Below are 22,193 nucleotides of genomic sequence, written 5' to 3' on the forward strand. Positions count from 1 at the left end.
CCGCGCCCGCCCTGCCGCAGATGGATGCGGCCCCGCCGCCCCCGCCGCCGGCGGAACTGCTCGCCCCCGGCGCCGCGCCGCCGGCGCTGCCATCCCCCGACCTGCTTGCGCCCCGGACCCGCTGAACGCGGCGATACACAGGGGGCGGCCCTTGATCTATGGTCCGCGCCCCTCTCACCCACGGATCCCGAGAATGACCGAGGACTTCCACCGCATCCGCCGCCTGCCGCCCTATGTCTTCGCCGAAGTGAACGCGGCGAAGGCGAAGGCGCGCGCGGCAGCGGAGGACATCGTGGACCTCGGCATGGGCAATCCGGACAGCCCGACGCCGCCGCACATCGTCGCCAAGCTGATCGAGGCGGTGCAGGACCCGCGGACGCACCGCTATTCGGTGTCCAAGGGCATCCCGGGCCTGCGCAGGGCGTTGGCCGGTTACTACGACCGCCGCTTCGGCGTGAAGCTCGACCCCGAAACGGAAGTCGTCGCGACGCTGGGCTCCAAGGAGGGACTCGCCAACCTCGCCCAGGCAATCAGCAGCCCGGGCGACACCATCCTGGTGCCGAACCCGTCCTATCCGATCCACCAGTTCGGCTTCATCATCGCCGGCGCCTCGGTGCGCAGCATCCCGTACACGCCGGATGATTCGATGCTGGCGGCGATCGACCGCGCGGTGCGCCATTCCGTGCCCAAGCCGACCGCGGTGATCGTCAACTTCCCGTCCAATCCGACCGCGCTCGTCGCGTCGATCGAGTTCTATCGCGAGCTCGTGGCGCTCTGCCGCAGGCACGAGCTCTTCATCCTGTCGGACCTCGCCTACGCCGAACTCTACTACGGCGACGTGCCGCCGCCCTCCGTGCTGGAAGTGCCGGGGGCGAAGGACATCACGGTCGAATTCACCTCGATGTCCAAGACCTACAACATGCCGGGCTGGCGCATGGGCTTCGCGGCGGGCAACCCGCGGCTGATCGCCGCACTCGCGCGGGTGAAGTCCTATCTCGACTACGGCGCCTTCACGCCGATCCAGGTCGCCGCCACCGCCGCGCTGAACGGCCCGCAGGACTGCATCGCGGAGATGCGCGCGCTCTACAAGGACCGCCGCGAGGTGCTGGTGAAGGGCCTGCGCGCCGTGGGGTGGGACGTGCCGGCGCCGGAGGCGTCGATGTTCCTCTGGGCGCCGATCCCGGAGCGTTTCCGCCATCTCGGCTCGGTCGGCTTCTCCAAGCTGCTGCTCGAGAAGGCGAAGGTCGCCGTCGCACCGGGCCTCGGCTTCGGCGAACATGGCGACGAACACGTGCGCATCGCGCTGGTGGAGAACAACCACCGCATCCGCCAGGCGCTGCGCGGCATCAAATCCTTCCTCGCCGGCGACAATGCCGCGCCGGCCGAAGCGCAGCAGGAACTGACCAACGCATGAACCGTCCGCTTGCCATTGCGGTCGCCGGCCTGGGAACGGTCGGCGCCGGGGTCGTCAACGTGCTGCGCGCGAATGCGGACATCATCGCCGCGCGCGCGGGGCGGCCGATCGCCGTCACCGCCATCTCCGCCCGCGACCGCTCCCGCGACCGCGGCATCCCGCTGTCGGGCCTGCGCTGGTACGAGGACCCCGTGGCACTCGCCGCCGACCCGCAGGTCGAGGTGGTGGTGGAGTGCATCGGCGGCTCCGACGGCCCGGCCAAGGCGCTGGTGGAAGCGGCGCTCGCCGCGGGCAAGCACGTCGTCACCGCCAACAAGGCGCTGCTCGCGGTGCATGGCGCGGCGCTCGCCCAGGCCGCCGAGGCCAAGGGCGTGGCACTCGCCTTCGAGGCATCGGTCGCCGGCGGCATCCCCGCGATCAAGGCGGTGCGGGAAGGGCTCGCGGCCAACCGCATCCAGCGCGTCGCCGGCATCCTGAACGGCACCTGCAACTACATCCTGACGACGATGCGGACCGAGCGGCGCGAATTCGCCGAGGTGCTGCACGAGGCGCAGAAGCTCGGCTACGCCGAGGCCGATCCCTCCTTCGACATCGACGGCATCGACGCGGCGCACAAGCTGGCGATCCTCGCGGCGCTCGCCTTCGGGCGGCCGGTGGATTTCTCCGCCGTGCACGTGGAAGGCATCCGCGACGTCTCCGCGCTCGACATCGCGCTCGCCGAGGAACTCGGCTACCGCATCAAGCTGCTCGGCATCGCCAAGCGCGAGGAAGGCGGCATCTCGACCCGCGTGCATCCCTGCATGGTGCCGGTCGGCGCGCCGATCGCGCGGGTGGACGGCGTGTTCAACGCCGTGGTCGCGGAAGGCGATTTCGTCGGCCGCGTGATGATGGAAGGCCGCGGCGCCGGGGCGGGGCCGACGGCCTCGGCCGTGGTGGCGGACCTGGTGGACATCGCCCGCGGGCGCTTCACCCCGGTCTGGGGCGCGGCCTCCGCCGCGCTGAAGCCGGAGCCGTCGCTGCCGATGGACCGCCATGTCGGCGCCTATTACCTGCGCCTGATGGTGGTGGACCGGCCCGGCGTGATCGCCGACGTGACGGGCGTGCTGCGCGACCACGCGATCAGCCTCGAATCCATGCTCCAGCGCGGTCGCGCGCCGGGCGAGGCGGTGCCGGTGGTGCTGACCACCCACGAGACGAGCGAGGCCTCCGTGCGCGCCGCCCTCGCGCGCATCGCCGCACTCGATGCGGTAGTGGAAAGGCCGGCGCTGATCCGCATCGAGGCACTTTAGCCCCGGGGCGGCCGGGGGGGGGGCTCTGCCCCTGGCCGCGCGAATCCAGGCACTGGTATAGACTGGGGTGGAATCACAGGAGAACGCCCCATGCCCGAGACCGCCACCCCGCCCGGAATGGTCGTGGACCGCAACCTGGCCCTGGAACTGGTGCGCGTCACCGAGGCCGCGGCGCTTGCCGCCTCCCGGTGGATCGGGCGCGGCGACAAGAACTCCGCCGACGGCGCGGCGGTCGAGGCGATGCGCAAGGCCTTCGACACCGTCGCCATCACCGGCACCGTCGTCATCGGCGAGGGCGAGATGGACGAGGCGCCGATGCTCTACATCGGCGAGAAGGTCGGCCTCTACGCGCGCGCCGGCGGCGGGCCGGAAGTCGATATCGCGGTCGATCCGCTCGAAGGCACCTCCATCACCGCCAAGGGCGGGCCGAACGCCATCGCCACGGTCGCGCTGGCCGAGAAGGGTGGCTTCCTGCACGCCCCCGACATCTACATGGACAAGATCGCGGTGGGCCCCGGCCTGCCGGACGGCGTGGTCAACCTCGACGCCTCCCCCGAGGAGAACCTGCGCGAACTCGCCAAGGCCAGGAAGTGCGACATCAGCGACCTGATGGTCTGCACTCTCGATCGCGATCGCCACAAGGAGATGATCAAGGCCTGCCGCGCCGCCGGCGCGCGCATCACCCTGATCGGCGACGGCGACGTGGCGGGCGTGATCAACGTCAGCCAGCGCGATGCGGGCATCGACATCTACATGGGCTCGGGCGGCGCGCCGGAAGGCGTGCTGGCGGCCGCGGCGCTGCGCTGCATCGGCGGCCAGATGCAGGGCCGCCTGATGTTCGAGAACGAGGAGCAGATCGCCCGCGCCGCCACCATGGGCGTGACGGACCCGAACCGGATCTACGGCGTCGAGGACATGGCCCGGGGCGACGTGATGTTCGCCGCGACCGGCGTGACCTCGGGCGCCATGCTGCGCGGCGTGCGGCGCTTCGCCGGCGGGGCCTACACGCATTCGATTGTGATGCGCTCGAAGTCCGGCACCGTCCGGTACGTCGAGGGTCACCACAACTTCGCCCGCAAGCCCAGCGCCTTCGTCGCCTGATGGATGGCGCGGGGGCGTCAGGGCCTGTCCTCGGGGTCGAGCGCAGCGTGACCGGCCGCCGCTGGCTGTGGCGGCCGGCGGATGCGCGAACGGGGCTCGGCATCGCCCAGCGCCTTGGCCTGCCGGAAATGGTCGGCCGGCTGCTCGCCGCGCGCGGCATCGGGCTCGACCACGCCGCCGACTTCCTCGAACCGACGCTGCGCGTGCTGATGCCGGACCCCTCGGCGCTCGCGGACATGGACGCGGCGGCGGACCGGCTCGCGGCGGCGGTGCGCAGCGGGGAGCACGTCGCGGTCTTCGGCGACTACGACGTGGACGGGGCCTGCTCCGGCGCGCTGATGTCGCGTTTCCTGCGCGACCTCGGCTGCGAGGTGACGCCCTATGTCCCCGACAGGCTGAAGGAGGGCTACGGCCCGAACGCGCCGGCGATCGCCGGGCTTTGCGACGGCGGCGCCTCCCTGCTCGTCTGCGTGGATTGCGGCATCGCGGCGGGCGAGGCGCTTGCCGCCGCCGAGAACCGCGCCGATGTGGTGGTGCTGGACCATCACAAGGCGGAAGGGCCGCTGCCGCGCATCCTCGCGGCGGTGAACCCGAACCGGCTCGACTGCGGCTCGGGCCTGCATCACGTCTGCGCGGCGGCGGTCGCCTTCCTCGCCGCCGCGGCGACGGTGCGCGTGCTGCGCAAGGCCGGCTGGTTCGCGCGCCGGCCCGAGCCTGATCTGCTCGGGCTGCTCGACCTGGTGGCGCTTGCCACCGTCTGCGACGTCATGCCTCTGACCGGCTTCAACCGTGCGCTTGTCGCGCAGGGGCTGAAGGTGATGGGGCGGCGGGGCAGGGCGGGGATCGCCGCGCTGCTCGAGGTGACCGGGGCGCGGGATGCGCCCTCGGCCCATACGCTCGGCTTCCTGCTCGGGCCGCGGATCAACGCTTCCGGGCGCATCGGGGAGCCCGATCTCGGCCTGCGCCTGTTGCTCTGCGAGGACGCCGTCGAGGCGCGCGTCATCGCCGAGAAGCTCGACGCCGTGAACCGCCGGCGGCAGGAGGTGGAGGGCGAGGTCCTCGCCGCCGCCCACGCCATGGCCGAAGCCCAGGCCGCCGAGGGCCGCGCCGTGCTGCTGCTGGTCGGCGAGGGCTGGCACCCCGGCGTGGTCGGCATCGTCGCCGGCCGCATGAAGGAACGCTTCAACCGCCCGGCCTGCGTCGCCGGGCTCGCGGATGGGCTGGCCAAGGGCTCGGGCCGCTCGGTGCCGGGGGTGGACCTGGGTGCGGCGGTGATCGCGGCGCGCCAGGCCGGGTTGCTGGAGACGGGCGGCGGGCACGCGATGGCCGCCGGCTTCTCCTTCCGCGCCGGGCGGCACGAGGAAGTGCACGCCTATCTCGAGGAACGCCTCCAGCACGCGGCGTTGCTGCCTGCCGCGGCCGACCTGCTGGTGGAGGGCACGCTGAACGTCCTCGCCGCGCAGGCGGACCTGGCGAAGGACGTGGCACGCCTCGCGCCCTTCGGGCCGGGCAACGAGGAGCCGATCTTCGTCATCCAGCGCGCCCGGGTGGTCAAGGCCGATCGCGTCGGCAAGGAGGGCGCGACGGTGCGCGCCATCGTGGAAGGCGAGGGTGGCGGCCGGCTCAAGACCATCTGCTTCCGCGCCAAGGACGGGCCGCTCGCGCAGACCCTGCTGGCCGCGGACAGGGTGCCGCTGCACCTTTGCGGCCACCTGCGCGCGGAACAGTGGAACGGGGAGGTCAGCGCCTCCCTGCAGGTGGTGGACGCCGCGCCGGCTTAGAGACCGTTTGAGAATGCCGGCACCGGCCCGCATCCCCACGCGGCCATCCAACGACAGTATCCTGGATGGGTGGCCGGGTGGGCGGTGCCGGAGTTGAGCATGCGCCATCCGGCGCATTCTCAAGCGGTCTCCCAGGCCATTCCGCCGGCAACAGCGCCGCCGCCTGCCTCAGGCCGGCGTGGCGGCGAGCAGGGCGCGGACCTGCTCCGCGCGAGGGATCGGCGCCACCGCCCCATACCCGGTCGTCGACAGGGCGGCGGCGGCATTGGCGTAGCGTGCGGCCTCCTCCGGCGCGTCGCCGGTCAGCAGGCGCGCCAGGAAGGCGCCCGCGAAGGTATCCCCCGCGCCCGTCGCATCCACCGAGGCGACGCGATGGGCCGGGATGCGCGTTCGCCTGTCCCGCGTCGCGACCAGGCAGCCCGCCGCGCCGCATTTCAGCAGCACCAGCGGGCAGAGGCGCAGGTAGTAGTCCGCCACCGAATCCGGATTGGTAAGCCCGGTCAGCGTCGTGGCGTCGTCGAGGGAGGGCAGGGCAATGTCCGCCATCCCGATCGCTGCGTGGATCACCGCCGCCGCCCGCGCCGTGGGCCAGAGCCGAAGCCGCAGGTTGGTGTCGTATGAAACGCGCACACCGGCGGCGCGCGCGATCCCGATCGCGCGGAAGGCTGCATCGCAGGCGCTCTCCGAGATGGCCTGGCTGATGCCCGAGAGATGCAGGACGCGCGTGGCCCGGATGGCGTCTTCCGGCACCTCCTCGGGCAGATAGCGCGCGGCGGCGCTGCCGCTGCGGTAGAAGGTGAAATGGTGCCCTGCGGCGTCATGGGAGACGAAGTAGATGCCGGTCGGCGCCTCTGCACGGCGGATCACCGTCGCGGTGTCCACGCCTTCGCGTGCCCAGAGCGCCATGAAGGAATCCCCCGGCCCGTCGCGCCCCACCGCGGTGACGTAGCCGACCGAGGCGCCGGAGCGCGCTGCGGCGATGGCGGCGTTGGACGTATCCCCGCCGTGCCCTTCCAGGTAGAGCATCCGCCCATCCGCTCCGGGCGGCTGCTGGTTGAACTCCAGCATGGGCTCGCCCATGCAGAGCAGGTCCGGCATCTCAGGCCCTCATGATGCCGAGGGCCGCCTCGGCGGCCTTCTGCACGGCAGCGCGGTCGCCCGCGGCGATCAGCGCCTCGTCCACCAGGCGGCCGCCGATGCCGACGAAGGCGGCCCCGGCGGCGAGGTAGGCGGGCGTGTTGTCCGGATCGACCCCGCCGGTCGGGCAGAAGACGACGTCCGGAAAGACTGAGCGCAGCGACCTGATATGCCCAGGGCCCCCGGTCGAGCTCGCCGGGAAGATCTTCACCACGTCGGCCCCGGCGGCCAGTGCCGAGCGCACCTCCGTGGGCGTCAGCGCACCGAGCATCAGGCAGGCCCCGGCATCCTGCACCGTGTCGGCAAGTGAAGGATCCACCCAGGGCGCCACGACGAAGCGCGCCCCGGCCTCGAGGCATGCCTCTGCCGTCCGCGCATCCGGCACGGTGCCGGCCCCGATCAGCAGTTCGGGGTCGGCGGCCAGCGCGCGGATCAGCGCAGGCGCTTCCGGCACGGTCATGGTGATCTCGAACACGCGCAGCCCGGCTTCCTGAAGCCAGGCGACGGCGGTGGCCGCGCGGGCGGCGGAGGAGGCGCGCACCACCGGGATGATGCGTGCTTCCTTCAGGCGGGGGATCAGCGGGTGCATGGCAGCCTCGGACTTGGCGACACCATGCTCGGGGCGCCTCGCACCGGAGGCAAGGGGCGGGCGGTCAGACCGCCATGCGATCGGCGGTTGCCTGCAGGGTGCGGGCGGCGGCGAGGGCGCGCTCGATCTCGGCCGCGGTCGTATCGAGGGCGCCGCGATAGCCGGCCACGCCTTCCCCGAGCCGCGCCATGGTGCAGGAGAGGTCGCCGATGGCCGAGCGCAGCCCCTTCGTGGCTTCGGACTGCTCGCCGATGGCCTGCTCCAGGCGACGGAGCGCGAGGCGGAGCCGATCCTCGGGCCGCAGCGGGAGGGTCGTGACGTTCGTCTCGGTTGCGGGGGATTCGCTGGGGACGGGCGCGGACATGGGGCCTCGGTGGAGGACGTTAACGAACGATTAGTGAATCTTCCTGAGGGATGCGAGCAAATTCGTCTTGTTTTTGTTCGCTTGTCGCGAAAATGCGTGAATCATCCTGCGGCCGGATTCACCACGGGCGTCACACGATGAACCCGCATTCTCAAACTCTTGCGGGAAGCACGGCTGCTTGGCCGGCCGCTCATGCCGCGTGTCCTGTGTCCGTGCCGGCGCCGCGCCACAATCGCTGGTGGCGTGGCCGGCTCCGATACATCCCCACGCGCGCCTTTCGGCCTGCCGGCACGCCGAATTCCAACCACAGCCCCGATGCTCTATGACGCAGCCCGGAGGTGGCTTACCCCATGGGCCTGGCCCTAGAGATCGGCGTTATCCTTGTTCTCGTGCTGTTGAACGGCGCCTTCGCCATGAGCGAATTGGCGATCGTGTCGTCGCGGCGTTCCCGCCTGATGGCGCTGCAGCGCCAGGGCAGCGTGGGGGCCGAGGCCGCACTCGCCCTCGCCGACGACCCGCAGCGCTTCCTGCCGACGGTGCAGGTGGGCATCACCATGGTCGGCATCATCGCCGGCGCCTTCGGCGGCGCGCGCCTCTCGGGCACGGTGGGGGAGGCCTTCAACGCCATACCGGGCGTGGCGCCCTACGGTGTCGAGATCGGCTTCGCCCTGGTCGTCATCCTCATCACCTATCTCAGCCTCATCCTGGGCGAACTGGTCCCGAAGCAGGTGGCGCTCCGCAACCCGGAGCGGGTCGCGGTGGCCGTATCCCGCCCGCTCGCGGCGCTGGCGCGCTATTCCGCGCCCGTCGTCTGGGTCCTGGGGAAGTCCTCGGCCTTCGTGCTGAGGTTCTTCGGCCCAGCCGTCCCCGGCGAGCAGTCGGTCACGGAAGAGGAGGTCAAGGCCGTGGTCGCCGAGGGCGCCCAGGCCGGTGCGCTCGAGACCGAGGAGCAGCACATGATCGAGCGCGTGCTGCGCCTGGCCGACAAGCCGGTGCGCGCGCTGATGACGCCGCGCAACGACCTGGCCTGGCTCGATCGCTCCGACCCGCCGGAGGAGAGCGCCGCGCGCCTGCGCGCTTCGGACGTGACGCGCTTCGTGGTTGCCGACAAGCGCGTGGACAATGTCGTCGGCGTGGTGGTTGCGAAGGATCTGCTGGACCAGATGCTGGAAGGCAAGCCGATGTCGCTTGCCGCCGTGATGCGCCAGCCGCTGGTGCTGCCGGACACGCTGACCGCGCTCGATGCGCTGGAGCGGCTGCGCGGCGACCGTCTCGGCATGGCGCTGGTGATGGACGAGTACGGATCCTTCGAGGGCGTCGTCACTGCCTCGGACCTGCTCGAGGCCATTGTCGGCGACCTCGGCCCTGTCGAACTCCCGCGGGACGGCGTGGCGGTGGAGCGTGCGGATGGTTCGCTGCTGCTCGACGGCTCCATGCCGTCGGACGAGTTGCGGGCGCGGCTTGAACTCCCGGAACTGCCGGGTGCGGGCACCTACCACACGGTGGCGGGGCTGATGCTGGCGCTGCTCAAGCGCGTGCCGAAGGAAGGCGACCGCATCGTCTGGGCCGGCTGGCGGTTCGAGGTCGTCGACATGGACGGCCGCCGCGTGGACAAGGTGCTGGCGATGCGCGAGGAGGCGGCCACCTGACTGCTCACCTCGTCGCGGTCTTGGCGATCGGCGCGACGAACTGCGGCTCGGTGTCCCAGGGGAACAGGATCCAGGTGTCCTGGGAGACCTCGGTGATGAAGGTATCCACGGTCGGCTTGCCTGCGGGCTTCGCATAGACGGTCGCGAAATGCGCCTTGGGCAGCAGGGCGCGGACCACGCGCGCCGTGGTGCCGGTGTCCACCAGGTCATCCACGATCAGCCAACCCTCGCCGTCACCGGCGGCGACCGGCGGCTTGGCCACGCGGGGCTGGCCGCGCTTCTCCTCGTCGTAGGTGACGATGGACACGCTCTCGATGAGGCGGCAGTCAAGTTCGCGCGCGATGATCGCGGCCGGGATCAGCCCGCCGCGGGTGATGGCGACGATGCCGCGATAGGGGCCCCTGTCCAGCAGGCGCCAGGCGAGGGCCTTGCTGTCCCGGTGCAGCTGGTCCCACGTCACCGTGTAGTATTTCTGCGTCATCAGTACATCTTTCCCCCGTCCGGGACCCGCATGTCGGGTTTGAGAAGCACAACCTCGCCGTTCTCGTCCGGCACGCCGAGGGTCAGGACCTCGCTCTCGAAGCCGGCGATGCTGCGCGGCGGGAAGTTCACCACCGCCAGCACCTGCCGGCCGATCAGCCGGTCGGTCGGATAGTGCACGGTGATCTGCGCCGAGGACCGCTTGACCCCGAGCGTGCCGCCGAAGTCGATCCAAAGCCGGATCGATGGCTTGCGTGCCTCCGGGAAGGGCTGCGCGTCCACGACGGTGCCGACGCGGATATCGAGGCGGAGGAAGTCGTCGAGCGTGGCGAGGCTGTCCATGGTCAGCGTCTAGAGCAGGTTGCAGGGGGCTGGGAATGCCCTTCGGCATGGCCGGGGGGCTTTCCCCCGCGCCCGCGCCGTTGCATGGAGGGGACCAAGCACACCCCCCAACGGAAACGGACAAGCAATGCGCGACTTCCACCTTCCCGGCCGCAGCGCCGCCTATGGCACCAATGGCATGGCCGCGACCTCGATGCCGCAGGCGACGCTCGCCGCGCTCGACATCCTGCGCGCCGGCGGCAATGCGATGGACGCCGCCATCGCCGCCTGCGCCGTGCAATGCGTGATCGAGCCCGCCTCGACCGGCATCGGCGGGGATTGCTTCTGCCTCTACGTGCCGGCGGGTTCGTCGAAGGTCGTCGCGCTGAACGGCTCGGGCCGCGCGCCGGGGGCGGCGACGCCGGAGGCGCTGCGCGCCGCGGGCCTGACCGCGATGGTCAACACCTCCGCCCATTCCGTGACCGTCCCCGGCGCGATCAGCGCCTGGGAACTCCTGAACCGGACGCATGGCAAGCTCGGCCTCGACGTCATCCTGCAGGCGGCCATCCGCTATGCGGAGGAAGGCTTCGCCGTCTCCCCGCGGGTGGCCAGCGACTGGCAGGGCCTGGTCGGCAAGCTGTCGAAGCATCCGGCCTCGGCGCGCCGCTTCCTGAAGGACGGCGAGGCGCCGGCCCTCGGCAGCCGCTTCGTGCAGCCCGAACTCGCGCGCACGCTCCGCGCCATCGCGGCCAAGGGCAAGAAGGCCTTCTACGAGGGCGAGGTCGCGGCCGACATGGTCGCCACCCTGCGCGCCGCCGGCGGCCTGCACACGGAAGAGGACTTCGCCCGCGGCGCCGACGTGGCCGAGTTCGTCGAGCCGATCTCGATCAAGTGGCGCGGCATGGAGGTGTTCCAGTGCCCGCCGAACGGCGTCGGGATGCATGTGCTGCAGATCCTGGGCACGCTTGGCAACCTCGAGACGCCGGAAGGCGGGCCGGGCTCGGCGCTGCGCTACCATCGCCACATCGAGGCCGCCCGCTTCGCCTATCGCGACCGCGACGCCTTCCTCGCCGACCCGTCGCAGGTCGATGTGCCGGTCGCGAAGCTGCTGAACGCCGACTACCTGAAGCGCGTCGCAGGCGCCATCCGCGACGACGCTGCGATGACCGAGGCGGAACTACCGCCCGCGGGCGAGAGCGACCTCGCGAAGCACAAGGACACGGTCTATCTCTGCGTGGTGGACAAGGACGGCAACGCCTGTTCCTTCATCAACTCGCTCTTCGAGGGCTTCGGCACCGGCATCCTCGCCGAGAAGGCGGGCGTGATGCTCCAGAACCGCGGCTTCGGCTTCCGCATCCAGGAAGGCCACCCCAACTGCATCGCGCCGAACAAGCGGCCGCTGCACACCATCATCCCCGGCATGGTGATGAAGGACGGCCAGGCGATCATGCCCTATGGCGTCATGGGCGGCCGCTTCCAGCCGATGGGCCATAGCCTGTTCCTGACCAACCACTTCGAGTTCGGCCTCGACGTGCAGGAGGCGATCGACTTCCCGCGCCTGATGCCGCAGGGCGGCAATGTGCAGGTCGAGCGCGGCATCCCCGGCAGCGTCGTGGACCAGCTGAACCGGATGGGCCATGTCTGCGAACTGGTCGACAAGCCGCATGGCGGCGGGCAGGCCATCTTCATCGACCGGAAGAACGGCTGTCTGGTCGGCGGGTCGGACCCGCGCAAGGACGGGTGCGCGATGGGCTACTAGCGTAGCCTCGCTACGTCTACCTTGCCCTCAGACGTCGGGCGGGCCGCATCCGCGGCCCTTGGCTTCGCCGGGCAACCGGCGGGCCGCATTCGCGGCCTCGGCGCGCCAGGGAGGCGCGCCGCAGGTCGCGCTCGCCAGATGAGGGAGGGAAGGATGCCGCTCCATGCCATCCGCGCCGACATCACGACGCTTTCTGTGGATGCGATCGTGAACGCGGCGAATGAACGCCTCGCCCAGGGCGGCGGCGTCTGCGGTGCGATCTTCCGGGCTGCGGGCGCGGCGGAACTCGCCGAGGCCTGCGACCGCGTCGCCCCGTGCCCGACCGGGGAGGCGCGCATCACCCCGGGTTTCGCGCTGCCCGCGAAGCACGTGATCCACGCCGTCGGCCCGGTCTGGTACGGCGGCGACCGCGGGGAGCCTGCGCTGCTCGCCGCCTGCTACCGCGAATCCCTGCGCCTGCTGCGGGAGGCGGGCGGCCGTTCGATCGCCTTCCCCGCCATCTCCACCGGCATCTTCGGCTACCCGCTCGACCAGGCGACGCGGATTGCCGTCGCGACGGTGCGGGAGGAGATTGCCCGCCACGGCGAGGTGGACGTCACCTTCGCCTGCTTCGACCAGCACACGCTCGACACCTACGTGAAGGAAATCGGTCCATGACGGAACCCTGCGATCTCTCCGCGGTCGAGGCGCGGCGCCTGATCGGGCGCAAGGCGCTTTCCCCGGTCGAATTGCTGGAGTCCTGCCTGGCGCGCATCGGCGAGGTGAACCACGCGGTGAACGCGATGGTCGCGATGGACGAGCCCGCCGCCCGCGCCGGCGCCAAGGCCGCCGAGCAGGCGGTGATGAAGGGCGAGACGCTCGGCGCGCTGCATGGCCTGCCGGTCGGCATCAAGGACCTCGAGGAGACCAAGGGGCTGCGCACCACCTATGGCAGCCCGATCTTCGCCGACTTCGTGCCCGAGGCCGATTGCGGCATGGTCGCCAACCTGCGCAAGGCCGGCGCCATCGTCATCGGCAAGACCAACACGCCGGAATTCGGCGCCGGCGCGAACACGCGGAACGCTGTCTATGGCGTGACGGGCAATCCATTCGATCCCACGAAGTCCGCGGCGGGTTCCTCGGGCGGGTCGGGCGTGGCGCTGGCCTGCGGCATGGCGCCGATCTGCTCGGGTTCCGACACCGGCGGTTCGCTGCGCAACCCGGCGGCGTTCAACGGCATCGTCGGCTACCGGCCCTCGCCGGGGCTGGTGCCGTCCGAAAAGCGCGGGCATGGCTGGTCCGGCCTGCCGGTGCTCGGGCCGATGGCGCGGAACATGCAGGACACGGCGCTGATGCTCTCGGCGATGGCATCGGACGATGCCCAGGACCCGCTGGCCTATACGCTGCATGGCGCGGTGGGGCGCGGCGTGGCGGACATGTATTATCCGGTGAAGCCGATCGACCTCGGCTCGCTGCGCCTCGCGGTCAGCGCGGATTTCGGCCAGGCGCCGGTCGAGAAGCACATCCGCGAGGTCTTCGCGACCCGCGCCCGCGCCATCGCCCCGATGTTCGGCGCGGCGGATGAAGCCAGCCCCGATTGCCGCGGCGGCGACGAGGCCTTCGAGGTGCTGCGCGCCACCGGCTTCCTCACCTCCCACCTCGAGAAGGCGCGCACGCGCCCGCAGGATGTTGGTCCGAACGTGCGTGCCAATGTCGAGGAAGGCCTGCGCTACACGATCGAGGACGCGGCGCGTGCCGCGGCGCAGCAGACGCGCATGTACCGGGCCTGGCAGCATTTCTTCGCGCGCCACGACATCCTGATCACGCCGGCCATCACCGTCTCCCCGCGGCCGTGGAAGGAACTCTACCCCGCGGAGATCGACGGCCAGCCGACCCGCACCTACTTCCACTGGCTGGCGATGGCCTACTACGTGACGCTGTGCGGCCACCCGGCGGTGTCGATCCCGATGGGCGTCGACCGCAACGGCATGCCCTTCGGCCTGCAGGTGGTCGGCCCGCGCGGCGGCGACGCACTCCTGCTGCGCGTCGCGGCGGCGATCGAGGAGGCCTTCGTGAACGACCCGGAACTGCGCCGCCCGGTCCCGGACCTCGCCGCGCTGAAGGCGGCACCGCCGGTCAAGGAGATGCCGGGCGCGGTGGGCTGGGACTGATCGGGTTCACCAGCCGCGGTAGTAGCCCGACGGCGGACCGTAATAGTACCGGGGCGCCGGGGCATAGTAGCGCGGCGCCGGCGCGTAGTAGCGCGGGCTGTCGTCGTAATAGCGGTAGCGCGGCTGGGACGCGGCGGCGACGCCGAGCCCCGCCGCCGCACCAACGCCGGCGCCGAGCAGCGCCGTGCGCGCGGGGTCGACGCGGCCGTAGGCGTCGTAGCATCCCGCAGTGAGAAGCGCGGCCCCGAGGGCCAGGATCGGCATGGCTCGCATGGCGGGTCTCCTCTTTTCCATTGGGCCTGTCGTCACCCTGTAAGAAGACGCGCTCAGCGTGAAAGTTGCGGGGCTGAATCAAGGCCGGGGTGCGGCGGTTTGTAACGCGCCGTCGCTCTCACCAGCGTGAGCGATAGGGCCGGTCCCAGCCGCTCGCATAGCGGTCGTAGCCGCGCTGGCGGTAGCCGCCTTGGCGCCTGTAGTCGCGCCGATAGTACCGGTCGTTGTCGCTGTTGTTCGCCGCGACTGCCGCCAGGCCGACCAGGGCCGCCGCTCCGATGCCGAGCGCGGCCGTGCTGCCCCAGTCGGTGCTGCCATCCGGATGCTGGCAGGCGCCGAGGGCGATGCTCGCGGAAAGGGCGAGGGTGGGAAGAAGACGCATGGCGGAGATCCTCCTGGCACCTCGGAGGATCGCCGCGGCTCATGGCCCGGCGGCGGCCGGGCGGCGGCATCGCGGCGGCACCATTGCGGCGGGCCGCCACGATTCAGCGGGCTTCAGCCCCGCGTGCCGGAGAAGGCGTTGAAGGTCTGCAGCGTGTAGGTGTCCTTCACGCCGGACACGGTCTGCACCTTCTCCACGACGAAGAGGCCGATGTCCCGGTCCGGCTCGAGGTAGAACTTCCCCAGCAGGTCGTACTGGCCGGAGATGGAGTGCATCTCCGAGAGTTCCTCGATGCTGTCGGCCATTTCCCGGGCAACCCGGTAGGCCTGCCCCATGTCGCATTTGATCATTACGAAGATCGCGCGCATCGCCGGTCCATCTGCTGCGGCGCCGCGCGGATCGGGCGCCTACTTAGCCGGCTTGTACATCATGCAGCGGTCCAAGGCCCAGAAGAGGTGGTGGTTGAACCACTGCACGGCTTCGGTCCCGCGCCGCCCGTCGTCACCGCCGATCCGGTCGTCCGGATCGTTGAGGCGCAGCGTGTCACCGTCGATTCCGGTCAGCACGATCACATGGCCGAGGCCATACCAGTCGCCGGCCGCCCGGACGGGGCCGTAGAGCGTCAGCCAGCGGACGCGCGGGGGTTGTGGGTGCCGGAGGGCAGCGGCACGGGTTCCAGCCCCTCGACGGCGGCGGGGCGGGTGAAGCCCTGCTCGGTGATGCCTTCATTCGCATTCCATTCGACCGGAATGGCCGAGGCGCGGCCCGGCCTCCCGGCAATAGGCGACCATGCAGGCGGCCGCGTGCCAGCAGTCCATGGAGCGACCTGCCCGACCAGCGGCTCGTGAGCAGCAGCGAAGGCCCGGTCGACGAAAGGGCGTTCGAGCGGCTGCGGCCGGGGAAGCGGTGGGCACCGATCAGCGTGGGATGCCTCTCGAGCGGAAGCGGGCAGATGCCTCCAGACTTCGTGGATTTGCTGCCACGAAGCTTCGATGAGCGTCGCGTGGCGCACGGGTGGGCGGCAGTGCCCAAGCGCTGGGCAGGTGGCGTCCGCGGCTGGCGGGAGCAGGGGGGGGACGACACGCGGCATGGTGGTTGCTAGCCTCCCGGGCATGACCGCACTCTCCCAGGCCCCTGATCGGGGCGGACCTGCGCAGCCACTGCTCGAGGTGACCGGCCTCGTGAAGCATTTCCCCATTCACGGTGGGCTCCTCGGCCGCCAGGTCGCGACGGTGCGCGCCGTGGACGGCGTGGACCTGACGATCCTGAAGGGCGAGACCCTTGGCATCGTCGGCGAGAGCGGCTGCGGCAAATCCACCACCGCCCGCCTGCTGATGCGCCTGCTCGACCCCGATGCCGGCCGGATGGTCTTCGACGGCGAGACGGTCGGCGGCAGCGACCAGGCCGGCGGCATCGCGCTGCGCGACTACCGACGCCAGGTGCAGATGGTGTTCCAGGATTCCTACGCCTCTCTGAACCCGCGCCTGACCATCGAGGAAACCATCGCCTTCGCGCCCAAGGTGCATGGCGTGCCCGCGCAGGAAGCGCGGGAGAGGGCGCATGACCTGCTCGCCGCCGTCGGCCTCGCCCCCGGCCAGTTCGCCCGGCGCTACCCGCATGAGCTCTCGGGCGGCCAGCGCCAGCGCATCAACATCGCCCGCGCGCTGGCGCTGCAGCCGCGGCTCGTGATCCTGGACGAGCCGGTCTCGGCGCTCGACAAGTCGGTCGAGGCGCAGGTGCTGAACCTTCTCGTGGACCTCAAGGAGAAGTTCGGCCTGACCTACGCCTTCATCAGCCACGACCTGAATGTGGTGCAGTACATCAGCGACCGCGTGCTGGTGATGTACCTCGGCAAGGTGGCCGAGCACGGTCCGGTCGGGGAGATCTACGAACACCCGGCGCATCCCTATACCCGCGCGCTGCTCGCTTCCCGTCCCTCGATGGACCCCGGCCAGCGCCGTACCGAGCCGCCATTGACGGGCGACCCGCCGAATCCGGTGAATCCTCCCTCCGGCTGCCGTTTCCGCACGCGCTGCACGATGGCCGAGGCCGTGTGCGCCGAGCGCGAGCCGGCCCCCGCCACCCTGATGAACGGCCACGAGGCCGCCTGCCACGCCGCGATGGCCGGCAGCGGCCATTCCGCCGCGCCGAGGATCGCCGCATGAGCGCCGCCCTGAAGCCCGAGGCGCCCGCGCCGCTGGTCCGCGCGCGCGACCTGACCGTGCGCTTCGTCTCCCGCGACTCAACGGTGCATGCGGTGAACGGCGTCGACCTCGACCTCGCGCAGGGGGAGGTGCTGTGCCTGCTCGGCGAATCCGGCTCCGGCAAGTCGGTGACGCTGCGCGCGCTGATGAAGCTGCTGCCGAAGCGCGCCCAGGTCGGCGGGACGATCGAGGTCGCCGGCCGCGACGTGCAGGCGATGAGCGAACGCCAGCTCGCCGACTTCCGCGGCGGCGATGTGGCGATGATCTTCCAGGAACCGATGACCGCGCTCGACCCGGTCTTCACCATCGGGCGCCAGATCGCCGAGGCGGTGCAGCGGCATGAGGGTGCCTCCCGCGCTGCGGCGGATGCGCGCGCGCTGGAACTGCTGGAACTGGTGCATATCCCATCGGCCAAGCGCCGGCTCGCCGCCTACCCGCATGAGTTGTCCGGCGGCCTGCGCCAGCGCGCGATGATTGCGGTGGCGCTCGCCTGCAAGCCCAAGGTTCTGCTGGCGGACGAGCCGACGACGGCGCTCGACGCGACAGTGCAGATCCAGGTGCTGCTGCTGCTGCGCGAATTGCAGGAAAAGCTCGGGATGGGCGTCATCTTCGTCACGCACGACCTCGGCGTGGCGGGCGAGATCGCCGACCGCGTCGCGGTCATGTACGCCGGGCGCGTGGTGGAGGAAGGCCCTGTCGGCCCCTTCATGGCGGGGCCGCTGCACCCCTATCCACAGGGATTGCTGGGCGCGACCGTGCATGCCGGCATGCGTGGCAAGCGGCTGACCACCATCCCCGGCGCACCGCCGAGCCTGGAGCGGTTGCCGGAAGGTTGTGCCTTCGCTCCGCGATGCAACCTCGCCGAACCTGCCTGCACGGCCGCCATGCCGGAGGCCCGCCACGCCGGGCCAGGCCGCATGGCGCGCTGCATCAAGGTTCCGGGCATGTGAATCCCGTCCGCCCGAAGCCTTGTGGAAACGGCAGGCTGGCGTCACATATTCGCGACGGCAGGGCGGACGACGTATGCGGACCATAACCCAGGTGGCGGTGCTGGCCTTGATTGGTGGCGCCGGCGCTGCCTGGCACTTCTACGGCGACAAGGTGGGTCTCCCGCCGCCGCTGGAACTGCTCGGCATGCAGGTCGGCTCGCAGCAGGGCGGCGGGCGGGGCGGCGGCGCGGGCGGTCCCGTCGGCGTGATCGTGCAGCCCGTGCGCGTCGCGCCGGTCGTCGAACGGGTCGAGAGCGTCGGCACTGTCCGCGCGCGGGAAGCCGTGACGATCACCAGCAAGGTCGCGGGCATCGTCGAACAGATCCGCTTCACGGAAGGCGAGCGCGTCGAGATGGGCACGACGCTGGTGCAGCTCGATGCCGCTGCCTTGCGTGCGGAACTCGACCAGGCGCGCGCAATGCTGGATGACGCGCGCAACCAGTTGGTGCGGGCGCGGCAGCTGCAGGCCGGCCAGACCATCGCCGCCCAGCGGCTCGAGACGCTGGAGGCGCTCTCCCGCCAGTCCGAGGGCCGCGTCCGCCAGGCCGAGGCGCGACTCGAGGAACTGCGCGTGACCGCGCCCTTCTCCGGCCGCGTCGGGCTGCGACAGGTCAGCCCCGGCGCCCTGATCCAACCCGGTACGACGATCACGACGCTCGACGACACGGCGCGCGTGCGCGTCGAGTTCTCGATCCCGGAGGTGTATCTCGCGCGAATCCGCGTCGGCAGCGGCGTCACCGCGCGCAGCAGCGCCTACGGCACCCGGCGCTTCCAGGGCACCGTCGCGGTCATCGACACCCGCATCGACCCGGCGACGCGCTCGATCCGCGTCATCAGCGAGTTCGACAACTCGGATGAGGCCTTGCGCCCGGGCCTGTTCCTGACCGTGGAACTGGTGCTCGAGGAACGCGAGCGCGCCCTGCTGGTCGCCGAGGAGGCGATCGACCCGGTGGGCGATCGCGCCTTCGTGTTCGTCGTCCGCGACGGGCGCGCACGGCGGCAGGAAGTGAAGCTCGGCCTGCGCCTGCCCGGCGAGGTCGAGGTGCGCGAGGGCCTGAACGCCGGCGAGCCGGTGGTGGTCCGCGGCGTGCAGAGGCTGAGGAACGACCTGCCGGTGCGCGTGGTCGAGACGCTGGCGCGGCCGACGAGCTGACGGGCATGGTTCTCTCGGACACCTCGATCAAGCGTCCGGTCTTCGCGGCCGTCATCAGCCTCATGCTGACCGTGCTCGGCATCTTCGCGCTCATGCGCATGCCGATCCGCGAATACCCGGCCATCGACCCGCCCATCATCCAGATCACCACGACCTATACGGGCGCCTCCGCCCCGGTGGTGGACAGCCAGATCACCGAGATCCTCGAGGCCGCCGTCGCGGGCATCGAGGGGATCAAGACCATCTCCTCCCAGTCGCGCGACGAGCGCAGCCAGATCACCCTGGAATTCCGGCTGACGCGCAACGTGGACGCCGCGGCGAACGACGTGCGCGACAAGGTGGCACGCGCCCTGGCGCGCCTGCCGGAGCAGGCGGACACGCCGGTGGTGGCGAAGGTCGATGGCGACAGCCGGCCCATCCTCTGGATCGCGCTCGCCTCCGACCGGCTCTCGCCGCTGGACCTGACGGACCTTGCGCGGCGGCGGATCGTCGATCGCCTCGCGATCGTCGAGGGGGTCGCCCAGGTGCTGATCCAGGGCGAGCGGCGCTTTTCCATGCGCATCTGGCTCGACCGCCAGGCCATGGCGGCGCGCGGGCTGACCGTGCAGGACATCGAGGACGCGATCCGGCGCGAGAACGTCGAACTCCCGGGCGGCCGCATCGAGAGCCTCCAGCGCGAGCTGACCGTGCGCACCGACACGCGCATGAGCCGGCCGGAGCAGTTCCGCGAGGTGGTGGTCAGCCGGAACGCGAGCGGCGCGCAGGTGCTGCTCGGCGAGATCGCGAGCATCGAGATCGGCGCCGAGGACACGCGCGGCGCCTACCGGATCAACGGTCGCCCCGCCATCGGCCTTGGCGTCCTTCGCCAGTCAACCGCCAACACGCTGTCCGTCGCCAACGGCGTGAAGGCGGAGATGGAACTCATCCGCCCCTCCCTGCCCGAGGGCGTGGACACCATCATCGGCTACGACGAGAGCCTGTTCATCAGCCAGTCCATCTATGAGGTGGAGCATGCGCTGATGATCGCGCTGGCGCTGGTCGTCGGCGTCATCTTCCTGTTCCTGCGCAGCGTGCGGGCGACGATCATCCCGGCGGTCGCGATCCCGGTCTCGATCGTCGCATCCTTCATCGTCATGGCCGCGCTCGGCTTCTCGGTGAACGTGCTGACGCTGCTCGGCCTGGTGCTCGCCATCGGGCTTGTCGTGGACGACGCCATCGTGGTGCTCGAGAACATCCACCGCCGGATCGAGGAGGGTGAACCCGTCCTGCTCGCCTCGGTCTATGGCGCGCGGGAGATCGCCTTCGCGGTCATCGCGACGACGCTGGTGCTGATCTCGGTCTTCGTGCCGCTCTCCTTCATGGGGGGCAACACCGGGCGGCTGTTCACGGAATTCGGCCTGGCGCTGGCGGCCTCGGTGCTGTTCTCAGGCCTCGTCGCGCTGACGCTGACGCCGATGATGTGCTCGAAGCTGCTCAAGCCGCATGAGGGCGAGACCTGGCTGATCCGGCTGACGGAGCCCTTCTTCGTCGGCCTCAACAACTCGCTGCGCTGGACGCTCGACCGCGCCCTGCGGGCGCCGCTGCTGGTGCTTGGCGGCGCGGCCCTGCTCTCGGCCTTCGCGGTGGTGTTCTACACCGTGCTGCCCAAGGAGTTCGCGCCGACCGAGGATCGCGGCGTCGTCATCATCCCGACCACGGGGCCGGAGGGCGCGTCCTTCAACTACACGATGGAGCACGTGACGCAGATCGAGCGCCTGCTCCAGCGCTATGTCGACAATGGCGAGGCGGCCGCGGTCTTCGCCACCGTCGGCGGCTTCCAGCGGCCCGCGGTCGGTAATGTCGCCAATGTCTTCATCCGCCTCGCGCCCTGGGCGGAACGCAGCCGCAAGCAGCAGGAGATCGCCGCCGAGGTCTTCCCGCAGATCGCCGCCATCCCGGGGGTGCGCGGCTTCGCGCTCAACCCGCCCTCGCTCGGCGCGCGCGGCTTCCAGCCGCCGGTGCAGTTCGTCATCGGCGGGCCGGACTACGATACGCTGATCCAGTGGCGCGACCGCTTCCTCGAGCGCGCGCGGGAGAACACGCGCCTGCTCAACCTCGACCACAACTTCAAGGAGACGAAGCCCGAGGTCCGTGTCGAGATCGATCGGCGCAAGGCCGCCGACCTCGGCATCTCCATCGCCGCGGTGGGCCGCACCATCGAGACGATGATGGGCTCGCGCGAGGTCACGACCTACGTGGTGGGCGGGCAGGAATACAAGGTGCTGCTGCAGGCGCCCGACTCCGCGCGGCTTTCGCCCTACGACCTGCAGAACGTCTTCGTGCGCACCTCCTCCGGGGGGCTGGTGCCGCTGTCCAACGTCGTCACGCTCTCCGAACGTGCCCGCGCGCAGACCCTGGCGCGGGAGGACCGGGTGCGCGCCATCACCATCACGGCCTCGCTGGCGCCGGGCTATTCGCTCGGCGATGCGCTGGGTTTCCTCGACGGCGTGGCGCGGGAAGTGCTGCCGGCCGAGGCGCGCATCTCCTACCGGGGGCAGTCGCTGGAGTTCAAGGAATCCTCCGGCGCGCTCTACGTCACCTTCGCCATGGCGCTGCTGGTGGTGTTCCTGGTGCTGGCCGCACAGTTCGAGAGCTTCGTCCACCCCTTCGTCATCCTGCTCTCGACGCCGCTGGCGGTGACGGGCGGGCTGCTCGCGCTCTGGTGGACCGGGCAGTCCCTCAACGTCTTCAGCCAGATCGGCATGATCCTGCTGATCGGCCTGATGGCGAAGAACGGCATCCTGGTCGTCGAATTCGCCAACCAGTTGCGCGACCGCGGCATGAGCGTGCGGGATGCGGTGCTGGAGGCTTCCGTCGTCCGCCTGCGGCCGATCCTGATGACCTCGATCGCCACCGTGCTGGGCGCGGTTCCGCTCGCCGCCGCGACCGGGGCGGGGGCGGAAAGCCGGATGGCGCTGGGCGTGGTGATCGTGGGCGGCATCACGCTTTCCACCTTCGTCACCCTCTATGCCGTGCCCGCGCTCTACCTGCTGCTGGCACCCTTCACCCGGCCGATCGGGGCGATCGCGGCGAAGCTCGCCGTGCTGGAGGCGGAACAGGGGACGGGCGGCGGGAAGGGCCACGGGCACGGCCCTCAGCCGGCGGAGTGACGCGGTGCG

At 70.8% G+C, this 22,193-nt stretch carries 21 protein-coding genes; 12 read left to right on the top strand and 9 right to left on the bottom strand.

The features are described 5' to 3' along the window. Positions 1-193 precede the first annotated feature (193 nt). The 4 genes from GXW76_RS08020 to recJ all read left to right on the top strand — a co-directional run bounded on the left by GXW76_RS08020 (position 194) and on the right by recJ (position 5,585). On the top strand, positions 194-1,414 hold the full coding sequence (locus GXW76_RS08020; protein ID WP_211861487.1) for an LL-diaminopimelate aminotransferase: 1,221 nt from the start codon (positions 194-196) through the stop codon (positions 1,412-1,414). After that, positions 1,411-2,703 carry a homoserine dehydrogenase gene (locus GXW76_RS08025; RefSeq protein ID WP_211861488.1) on the top strand — a complete coding sequence of 431 codons (1,293 nt, stop codon included), beginning with the start codon at positions 1,411-1,413 and terminating at the stop codon, positions 2,701-2,703. The genes GXW76_RS08020 and GXW76_RS08025 overlap by 4 nt, the downstream gene beginning before the upstream one ends. Positions 2,704-2,793: 90 nt before the next feature. Beyond that, positions 2,794-3,804 (top strand): class II fructose-bisphosphatase, encoded by a 1,011-nt coding sequence (gene glpX / locus GXW76_RS08030; protein ID WP_246514026.1) that lies wholly within the window; start codon positions 2,794-2,796, stop codon positions 3,802-3,804. Then, on the top strand, positions 3,804-5,585 hold the full coding sequence (gene recJ / locus GXW76_RS08035) for a single-stranded-DNA-specific exonuclease RecJ (RefSeq protein ID WP_211861489.1): 1,782 nt from the start codon (positions 3,804-3,806) through the stop codon (positions 5,583-5,585). Before glpX ends, recJ begins: the two co-directional genes overlap by 1 nt. Positions 5,586-5,753: 168 nt before the next feature. Here recJ and GXW76_RS08040 read toward each other — a convergent pair whose 3' ends face one another. The 3 genes from GXW76_RS08040 to GXW76_RS08050 all read right to left on the bottom strand — a co-directional run bounded on the left by GXW76_RS08040 (position 5,754) and on the right by GXW76_RS08050 (position 7,675). Beyond that, on the bottom strand, positions 5,754-6,683 hold the full coding sequence (locus tag GXW76_RS08040; protein ID WP_211861490.1) for a sugar kinase: 930 nt from the start codon (positions 6,681-6,683) through the stop codon (positions 5,754-5,756). 1 nt (position 6,684) lies between these two features. Further along, positions 6,685-7,311, bottom strand: a complete 627-nt coding sequence (locus GXW76_RS08045; RefSeq protein ID WP_211861491.1) for a bifunctional 4-hydroxy-2-oxoglutarate aldolase/2-dehydro-3-deoxy-phosphogluconate aldolase — start codon at positions 7,309-7,311, stop codon at positions 6,685-6,687. A gap of 64 nt (positions 7,312-7,375) precedes the next feature. Next, positions 7,376-7,675 (bottom strand): hypothetical protein, encoded by a 300-nt coding sequence (locus GXW76_RS08050; protein ID WP_211861492.1) that lies wholly within the window; start codon positions 7,673-7,675, stop codon positions 7,376-7,378. Positions 7,676-8,025: 350 nt separating this feature from the next. On the opposite strand from GXW76_RS08050, the gene GXW76_RS08055 reads away from it, so the two are divergent. Beyond that, on the top strand, positions 8,026-9,324 hold the full coding sequence (locus tag GXW76_RS08055) for a hemolysin family protein (protein ID WP_211861493.1): 1,299 nt from the start codon (positions 8,026-8,028) through the stop codon (positions 9,322-9,324). Positions 9,325-9,328: 4 nt separating this feature from the next. Here the strand turns inward: GXW76_RS08055 and gpt are convergent, their stop codons facing one another. Beyond that, the gene (gene gpt / locus GXW76_RS08060) at positions 9,329-9,805 is read right to left on the bottom strand and encodes a xanthine phosphoribosyltransferase (protein WP_211861494.1); all 477 of its coding nucleotides are present in this window, start codon (positions 9,803-9,805) and stop codon (positions 9,329-9,331) included. Continuing rightward, positions 9,805-10,146 (bottom strand): tRNA-binding protein, encoded by a 342-nt coding sequence (locus GXW76_RS08065; RefSeq protein ID WP_211861495.1) that lies wholly within the window; start codon positions 10,144-10,146, stop codon positions 9,805-9,807. Before GXW76_RS08065 ends, gpt begins: the two co-directional genes overlap by 1 nt. 127 nt (positions 10,147-10,273) lie before the next feature. Between GXW76_RS08065 and ggt the strand changes: the two genes are divergently transcribed. The 3 genes from ggt (at position 10,274) to GXW76_RS08080 (ending at position 14,034) form a co-directional block, all read left to right on the top strand. Then, the gene (ggt, locus tag GXW76_RS08070; RefSeq protein WP_211861496.1) at positions 10,274-11,884 is read left to right on the top strand and encodes a gamma-glutamyltransferase; all 1,611 of its coding nucleotides are present in this window, start codon (positions 10,274-10,276) and stop codon (positions 11,882-11,884) included. 153 nt (positions 11,885-12,037) lie between these two features. After that, the gene (locus tag GXW76_RS08075) at positions 12,038-12,541 is read left to right on the top strand and encodes a macro domain-containing protein (protein ID WP_246514027.1); all 504 of its coding nucleotides are present in this window, start codon (positions 12,038-12,040) and stop codon (positions 12,539-12,541) included. Further along, positions 12,538-14,034, top strand: coding sequence for an amidase (locus GXW76_RS08080; protein ID WP_211861498.1), 1,497 nt, complete (start codon positions 12,538-12,540; stop codon positions 14,032-14,034). Before GXW76_RS08075 ends, GXW76_RS08080 begins: the two co-directional genes overlap by 4 nt. Positions 14,035-14,040: 6 nt before the next feature. On the opposite strand, the gene GXW76_RS08085 is transcribed toward GXW76_RS08080, so the two are convergent. From GXW76_RS08085 to GXW76_RS08100, 4 genes are all read right to left on the bottom strand, one after another. After that, on the bottom strand, positions 14,041-14,307 hold the full coding sequence (locus GXW76_RS08085) for a hypothetical protein (RefSeq protein ID WP_211861499.1): 267 nt from the start codon (positions 14,305-14,307) through the stop codon (positions 14,041-14,043). A 118-nt stretch (positions 14,308-14,425) separates the two neighbouring features. Further along, on the bottom strand, positions 14,426-14,689 hold the full coding sequence (locus GXW76_RS08090; protein WP_211861500.1) for a hypothetical protein: 264 nt from the start codon (positions 14,687-14,689) through the stop codon (positions 14,426-14,428). 113 nt (positions 14,690-14,802) lie between these two features. Then, entirely contained in the window at positions 14,803-15,057 is a 255-nt protein-coding gene (locus GXW76_RS08095) for an Lrp/AsnC ligand binding domain-containing protein (RefSeq protein WP_211861501.1), read from the bottom strand. A 39-nt stretch (positions 15,058-15,096) separates the two neighbouring features. Further along, positions 15,097-15,315, bottom strand: coding sequence for a papain-like cysteine protease family protein (locus tag GXW76_RS08100; protein WP_211861565.1), 219 nt, complete (start codon positions 15,313-15,315; stop codon positions 15,097-15,099). Between the two features lie 486 nt (positions 15,316-15,801). On the opposite strand from GXW76_RS08100, the gene GXW76_RS08105 reads away from it, so the two are divergent. The 4 genes from GXW76_RS08105 (at position 15,802) to GXW76_RS08120 (ending at position 22,184) form a co-directional block, all read left to right on the top strand. Further along, the gene (locus tag GXW76_RS08105; protein ID WP_211861502.1) at positions 15,802-16,854 is read left to right on the top strand and encodes an ABC transporter ATP-binding protein; all 1,053 of its coding nucleotides are present in this window, start codon (positions 15,802-15,804) and stop codon (positions 16,852-16,854) included. Then, positions 16,851-17,843 (top strand): ABC transporter ATP-binding protein, encoded by a 993-nt coding sequence (locus GXW76_RS08110; RefSeq protein WP_211861503.1) that lies wholly within the window; start codon positions 16,851-16,853, stop codon positions 17,841-17,843. The genes GXW76_RS08105 and GXW76_RS08110 overlap by 4 nt, the downstream gene beginning before the upstream one ends. A 73-nt stretch (positions 17,844-17,916) precedes the next feature. Beyond that, positions 17,917-19,035 (top strand): efflux RND transporter periplasmic adaptor subunit, encoded by a 1,119-nt coding sequence (locus GXW76_RS08115; RefSeq protein WP_211861504.1) that lies wholly within the window; start codon positions 17,917-17,919, stop codon positions 19,033-19,035. 5 nt (positions 19,036-19,040) lie between these two features. Further along, positions 19,041-22,184 (top strand): efflux RND transporter permease subunit, encoded by a 3,144-nt coding sequence (locus GXW76_RS08120; RefSeq protein WP_211861505.1) that lies wholly within the window; start codon positions 19,041-19,043, stop codon positions 22,182-22,184. Positions 22,185-22,193: the final 9 nt, after the last annotated feature.

Source organism: Neoroseomonas soli (genome assembly GCF_018129065.1).
Taxonomy (GTDB): Bacteria; Pseudomonadota; Alphaproteobacteria; order Acetobacterales; family Acetobacteraceae; genus Neoroseomonas; species Neoroseomonas soli.